Source organism: Roseateles sp. P5_E1 (assembly GCF_054049335.1).
On record NZ_JBFUMN010000217.1, the window covers coordinates 1 to 689 of the forward strand.

General features: G+C 68.4%; 1 protein-coding gene. It reads left to right on the top strand.

The window, feature by feature from the left end; translation table 11 throughout:
• On the top strand, window positions 1–521 hold a 521-nt coding region (locus ACXJKJ_RS30695; RefSeq protein ID WP_457395257.1), incomplete at its 5' end, for an ATP-binding cassette domain-containing protein.
• Window positions 522–689: the final 168 nt, after the last annotated feature.

Below are 689 nucleotides of genomic sequence, written 5' to 3' on the forward strand. Positions count from 1 at the left end.
GCAACCTGGCCGACATGCCCGGACTGACCGTGGAAGACGCGGTGCTGTCGGGGTTCTTCGCCAGTTTCGTGGTGCCCGCCTTCCGGGAAGTCACCGACGCCATGCGCGAGCGGGTGCGTGAAACCCTGACGCTGACCGGCGCGCTGCCGCTGCTGCAGCGCGGCTATGCCGAACTGTCGGCCGGTGAAACCCGGCGCGTGCTGATTGCCCGTGCGCTGGTCAACCGGCCGCAGGCGCTGCTGCTGGACGAGCCGTCGACCGGGCTGGACCTGATCGCCCGCCAGCACCTGATCGCCACCCTGCGCAGGCTGGCCGCCGAAGGCATCACCCTGGTGCTGGTGACCCATCACATCGAAGAGATCATCCCCGAGATCGAGCGCGTGGTGCTGTTGCGCGGCGGCAGGATCCTCGCCGACGGCAGCCGGCACGACCTGCTGCGCGACGCGCCGCTATCGGAGGTGTTCGGCGGACCAATCCAGGTGATCGAACACGAGGGGAGGCTGAGCGCCTTTGCCGGATAAACGCCCGTAGTCATGCGTGGCTGGCAAGGTGCACGGACCCCGAACGATAGAGCCRCGCCATGCGYGGCTGGCAGGTGCACGGGCGCTGGACGCAAGGCAGCCACGCATGGCGTGGCTCTGCCAGGGGAAACGGAGGCAATCGCCTCCGTTTCCCGCCTTCCCTAGAAC